The organism is Streptomyces solincola, assembly GCF_002982015.1.
Lineage (GTDB): Bacteria > Actinomycetota > Actinomycetes > Streptomycetales > Streptomycetaceae > Streptomyces > Streptomyces solincola.
In genome coordinates this window covers 1-1063 of sequence record NZ_PVLV01000246.1, presented here as the reverse complement: position 1 = coordinate 1063, position 1063 = coordinate 1, and the positions used below count along the sequence as shown (strand labels likewise).

At 76.4% G+C, this 1063-nt stretch carries 2 protein-coding genes; both read right to left on the bottom strand.

Translation table 11 applies throughout. The features are described from left to right. Positions 1 to 804 (bottom strand): FkbM family methyltransferase (locus C6N75_RS16820; RefSeq protein ID WP_105869723.1); only part of this gene is annotated, 804 nt, incomplete at its 3' end. Further along, on the bottom strand, positions 804 to 1004 hold the full coding sequence (locus tag C6N75_RS16815; RefSeq protein ID WP_105869724.1) for a Trm112 family protein: 201 nt from the start codon (positions 1002 to 1004) through the stop codon (positions 804 to 806). The genes C6N75_RS16820 and C6N75_RS16815, both read right to left, overlap by 1 nt. Positions 1005 to 1063 lie beyond the last annotated feature (59 nt).

Below are 1063 nucleotides of genomic sequence, written 5' to 3'. Positions count from 1 at the left end.
ACCACGGGTACACCGGCTGGATCCTGCTGCCCACCGGGTGGCGGGGGCACGGCCCTCGGGGAGGAAGAGGACGGAGTTGATGTAGCGCTCGCGGCCGGGGGCGAGGGTGCGGCGGAGCATGCCGCGGTGCACCAGGTGTTCGGTGCGCCGCTGGTGGGCGGGGAGGTCGAAGCCGGCCAGCGGCCGCCACCCGGTGGGCAGCAGGATCCAGCCGGTGTACCCGTGGTCCTCGGCCAGCAGGTCGATGACGGGGGCGATGGGGCGGATGCGGGTCTCCAGCTCGATGAGGAGGGCGGGGCGGCGGCGGTCGAGGACGGCGCGGGCTCCGCGCAGCGCGGGCAGTTCGCCGCCGTCGGTGTCGATCTTGATGAAGACGGTGTCCTGGACGCCGAGGCTGTCCACGGTGACGGTGGGGACCTCGACGCTGTGGGCGTGGACGCCGCCCCGGGTGAGGGAGGACAGGCCGCGGTCGCCGTCGTCGCCGTCGGGCAGCCACAGCGGGGCGGTGCCCTCCTGGTCGGAGGCGGCTGCCTGGACGACGCGGACGTTGCCGGGCAGCGCGGTGCGCAGGTGGGCGGCGAGGTGCGGTACGGGTTCCACGGTGACCACCCGGGCGCAGCGGTCGGCCAGCCGCCGGGACCAGGGCCCGTACCAGCCGCCGAGGTCGATGGCGGTGCCGCCGGCCGGGCAGTAGTCGGCGAGCCGGGCCAGCTCGGGCTCCAGTCGCGGGTACAGCGCCCGGGCGGTGGCGCCGACCAGCCGGGTGGGCAGGCGGGCGGCGACGGCGGCGGCGAGGGTGGTCATCAGGCCCCCTCGGAGGGCGCCGGGGCGGCGGCCGGGAGCCGGGCGCCGGACGAGGGCAGGAGCTGGGGGATGCCGTCGATGATCGGGTAGCGCAGCCGCAGGCGCGGGTTGACCAGGGCGTCTCCGCCGGGGAGCAGGGTCAGCGGGCCCTTGTCGAGGGGGCAGACCAGGAGGGCGAGGAGCGGGTCGTCGGGGGACATGCCGGTGTCGGGGGACATGGATTTCCTTCGGGGGTACGCGGGTGGCGGGCGGGTGGTGG

Bases quoted from the DNA above. Each gene is read 5' to 3' on its own strand.
- C6N75_RS16815 (WP_105869724.1), bottom strand. From the start codon at position 1,004: ATGTCCCCCGACGACCCGCTCCTCGCCCTCCTGGTCTGCCCCCTCGAC.